We start from the raw sequence: 4,624 nt of genomic DNA, 5'->3' as shown, positions 1-4,624 counted from the left end.
TTCTGATGATCATTCGAGCCCCGATACTTGGGTATGCGGAATTCACCCCGCCCGCCCGTTTTCCTCGTGCGTGAGCTTGAAGCGCTGGAGTGAATCGCTGAGCGACTTCGATTCCTTTTCGAGATCGATGACCACTTCGCGGAGCTGTTCGGTGAGCGTGAGGTTGCGGCCGGCCAGCTCCGCGGTTTCGTTGGCCGAGCCGGTGGCTTTTTGGATCTGGTCGAGCTGGGCGCGGGTGGCGGCGACGACCTGGTCGACCATTTCGGCGACCTGGCGCATGTTGTCGGCGATGGCGGCGCTGTTCTGGTTCTGCTGCTGGGCCGAGACGCCCACGCGCTCGGCGACGATGCGCATGGCGTCGCTGGATTCCGAGATCCGGTCGGCGCCCTTTCTCTGCTCCACGGTGGAGACGAGCACCCGCGAGACGTTCTGCACCATGGTCTCCATCATCTGGCCGATGTGATTGATGCCGCGGGTCTGCTCGCCGGTGGCGCCTGCAATGCGGGCCATGCGTTCGGTGCTCTCGCGGGCCGAGCGCTCGATCTGGGCGAGGGCGTCGCTGGCGAGCTCGGAGAGCTGGGAGCCCTCGGTCACGGCGGCTTCGCCGGCCATGGCCTTTTCCACGCCCATGCGCGCCTGGTGTTCGATGCGCTTGAGCATGTTGCCGATCTCGCCGGTACTCTCGGCGGTGCGCACGGCGAGCTTCTTGATCTCGTCGGCGACGACGGCAAAACCCTGGCCGTGCTCGCCCGCCTGGGCGGCGATGATGGCGGCATTAAGAGAGAGAAGCTGCGTCTGGTTGGTCACTTCGTCGATCACGGTGAGCACGTGCCCGATCTGGCCCATTTCGGCGCTGAGTGCCTTGATGGTGTTCACCGCCTCGCGCGTGGCGGCCTGGATGTGCTCGATGCCCGTGCGGGTCTGAAGCACGGCGTCCTGGCCGGCGCGTGCGTCCTGGAGCACCCGGTCGGCGAGCGCGGCGGTTTCCCTTGCATCGACTTCGACGACCTGAATGGTGGAGGCCATCTCGGCGGTGCCCTGCGCGGTCTCGGAGCTGGTCTGCTTGAGATACTCCATGCTCTGGGTCACCTCGGCAATGGAGGCGGCCATCTCGTGGATGGAGGCATGGGTCTCGGCGACCGCGTCGATCACCTCATTGGCGCCGCTCTGCACTTCGGAGGTGCCGGCGTTGAGTTCGTTGATGGAACGAAGCGCGCCTTCGGAGGCGCGGTCGAGTTGCTCGACGCTTCGGTTGATCTCGCGAATGGAGGCTTCGACGCCATGGAGCGCGCTCACCGTGGTGTCGAGGAGCTTGGCCTGCTCGGTGGAGGCCCAGCGCACTTCGGCGGTGGAGCCGCCCACGCGCTGCGCCGAGTAGTCCACGCGGCTGTGGGCGTCGCGGATCTCGGTAACCGTGGAGCGCAGGGCATCGATGGTAGCGGCGGCCGAGACGCTCAGCTCGCCGACCTCGGTAAAGCCGCCGGCGATGTGCTCGGTAACAAGGTCGCCGCGTGCCAGACCGTTCATCACGTCGCGCAGTTCCAGGAGCGGGCCCGTGATGGACTGGGCCAGGAAATTGGCGACCCCCAGCATGGTGAGTACCAGCACCGTCGAGAGCATGAGCAACGTGAAGAACACATCCTTGCTACTCACTTCCAGGTCGTGGGCGGGCACCCAGGCGACAAGTTTTGCGTTGCCGATGGGCATCCACGAGAGAATCGATCCGTCGCGCTGCTGGAGCCAGTCGGCGCCCTCGGACCCGGAAATAAACTCGCGCTGGGTGTTGGTGACCGGGAGTGTCTCGTCCCCGGTGGGGAGAAGCGGAGCGCCGTCTTCAAGGAGGAAGAAGATCCCATTGGGCGAGGGCGGAGCCTCTGCGAGCAGGGACTGGAGCACGGCGGCATCGGTGGTAATCGACCAGTCGGCGCCAAGGTTCTCGGCGGCCTTTTTCTCGAACAGGCTCAGGTCGTGACCGAGCTGGCGCGCTACGGTCAGCGACACACGCGAGGTGGTCTGCGAGTATCCGAACATCACGCTGAAGGCCAGCGCCACAATGATCAGCGTGAAGAAGGATGAGGCCAGTTCCTTGCGCAGCGAGGTGCGCTGGCGCTCGAAGATCGGGTCGTCGGAGGAAGTGATCTGCGCGCGTTGGATGAGGATATCGGTCACGCCGCGAAAACGCAGCTTGATGGCCTGGTGAAAGATTACGGTGATGATCATGCCCGAGGAAATCGCGCCCATCCACAAGGCGATGAGATCCGAGAGCGTGACATCGTAGAGAACGCGCACGCCCACGGCGACGCACAGACCGCCCAGCGCCCAGTTCGCGGCTGCCATGAACGCCGAGACGGGGATGAAGGTGCCGATGCGGTCGATGGCCTGGCGGGCCTCACCCGGGGAGAGGTTCTCGATGCCGGTCTCTTCGTCGAATTCCAGAACCGGTTTGATGAAGACGTAGCTGACCACCAGATGCAGGCCCAGGAAAATGGCGGCCACCAGCACGACGAGCCAGCCGCTTTGAATGGCCCATTCAAGTCGAATGTTGGTCAGCGAGATGACGAAGAGAATCGCCACGATGAGGCCCACGCCCGTTGCGAGCGAGAGCGAAATCGCTGTTTGGTAGATTACTCGCCGTACCACGTTTCAGCCCACCCCTCCCATTGGGTGTTCGTGAATCGGTCTGCCTGGCCCGCCGCGGGTCGCAGGCCAATACGCGATGTTTGAACCGATCAGTTGAGTCTAGTCGTGAAGCCCCGGCCGGGCCAGTCGGGGCCGGGGCGTCGGGGAACCTCGCAATTGTGACTCACGGTCGGGAATGCGGCTCAGCCCTTGCGCAGGGCCTCCACGCCGGGAAGGGCCTTGCCCTCGATCCACTCCAGGAACGCCCCGCCGCCAGTGGAGAGGTGGTCGATGGCGTCCGAGAGGTGGAGGCGGTTGAGCGCGGCCAGCGTGTCGCCGCCGCCGGCGATGGTGAGCCCCTGGCACTGCGCCACCGCGCGGGCCACGGCCAGCGTGCCCTCGTCGTAGGGGGATTTCTCGAACATTCCCATCGGGCCGTTCCAGATGACGGTGCCCGCGTCGGCGATGAGCGTGGCAAAGCGCGCGCGGGTGTGGGGGCCGATGTCGAGCGCAGCGAGGCTGGCGTTGAGATACGTCGCGCCGACGGTGGCACTGCCGCCGCCGGGTCCCTGGCAGACAAGGTCGCGGGGCAGCTCGACGAGCACCTCGCGCGCGCGCGCGGCGGCCAGCACTTCGTTGGCCGTGTCGTACTGGTCGGTCTCGACGAGCGAGGCGCCCACTTCCATTCCCAGCGCGCCGAGGAAGGTGTTGGCCATCGCGCCGCCGATGAGCAGGCGGTCGACCTTGCCGACGAGCGCTTCGAGCACGCCGATCTTCGAGGAAATCTTTGCGCCGCCGATGATGGCGACCAGCGGGCGCTGGGGAACGGAAAAGGATTTTTGCAGGTAGTCGACTTCTTCGCACAATAGCTTGCCGGCCGCCTTCTGCGCGGCCGCGCGCGGGGCGGCGTCGGTGGATGCGTGCGCCCGGTGCGCGGTGGCGAAGGCGTCGTTGATGTAGACGTCGGCCAGGGCGGCGAGCTGCTTTCCGAAGGCTTCGTCGTTGGCTTCTTCCTCGGCGTGGAAGCGCAGGTTCTCAAGCAGCAGCACCTCGCCGGGTTGGAGCGCGGCGGCCAATTCCCGGGCCTGCTCGCCCACGCAGTCGGGGCAGAACTTCACTTCCTTTTCGAGCAGGGCGCCCAGCGCTGCAGCGACCGGCTCGAGCGAGAACTCCGGCGAGGGCTTGCCCTTGGGTCGTCCCAGGTGGGAGCCCAGGATCACGCTGCCGCCCTTGGCCAGCACCGCGCCGATGGTCGGCAGGTGGGCGCGAATGCGCGAGTCGTCGGTCACTGCGCCGTTTTCGATGGGCACATTGAAATCGACGCGAATGAACGCGCGTTTTCCCTGAAGATCAAGATCGTCGAAGTTGTAGAGGGTCGTTGTCGTGCTCACGGGGCTTGCCTCGGGAGGAGATTTGCACCCTTAGTATCCGCTCGGGCCCGGCGGGGCAAGCATACAGGCCGGGCCGCCTCGCAACAAAAGAAAAGCCCCTCCGGAGAGGGGCTTTTCGCTTCAAACAGGGCGTTTCAGGCCTCGGCCGTCGGAGCGCGCCGGGTGGGCCAGTGCCCGGGCTCGGGCTGCTCCCGAAGGAGCCTGTCGAGTTCCTTTTCTTCGACCAGGGCATGCAGGAACACCTGGTCCATGCGCTTGAGGAAGAAGAAGCTCATGCCTTCCTTGTATTCCTCTTCGAGCTCCTCGATCTGGGGCCGGTTCTTGTCGGGCAGCAGCACCGTGGTGATGCCCGCACGCTTGGCGGCCAGCATCTTGTCCTTGATGCCGCCCACCGGCAGCACCATGCCGCGCAGCGAGATCTCACCGGTCATGGCCACGTCCGAGCGCACGGGGCGGTCGGTCAGCAGGCTGGTGAGTGCGGTCAGCATGGTCACGCCCGCCGAGGGGCCGTCCTTCTTGATCGCGCCGGCCGGGATGTGGATGTGGATGTCGTTCTTGGAGAACGTGTCATCGCCGATCCCGAGCTTGTCGGCATTGGCGCGGATGTAGGAGAG

3 protein-coding genes are annotated in these 4,624 nt (G+C 65.5%); all 3 read right to left on the bottom strand.

What is annotated here, in order from left to right; genetic code table 11:
- Positions 1–42 precede the first annotated feature (42 nt).
- Entirely contained in the window at positions 43–2,640 is a 2,598-nt protein-coding gene (locus KDH09_15065) for a hypothetical protein (protein MCB0221016.1), read from the bottom strand.
- Positions 2,641–2,822: 182 nt separating this feature from the next.
- Positions 2,823–4,010, bottom strand: a complete 1,188-nt coding sequence (locus KDH09_15060; GenBank protein MCB0221015.1) for a phosphoglycerate kinase — start codon at positions 4,008–4,010, stop codon at positions 2,823–2,825.
- A 134-nt stretch (positions 4,011–4,144) separates the two neighbouring features.
- Positions 4,145–4,624: hypothetical protein (locus KDH09_15055; protein ID MCB0221014.1), on the bottom strand; the 480-nt coding region annotated here is incomplete at its 5' end.

The sequence above is a fragment of the Chrysiogenia bacterium genome (assembly GCA_020434085.1).
Lineage (GTDB): Bacteria > JAGRBM01 > JAGRBM01 > JAGRBM01 > JAGRBM01 > JAGRBM01.
The sequence above is the reverse complement of the archived record's forward strand: the minus strand, read 5'-3'. Positions and strand labels throughout refer to the sequence as shown.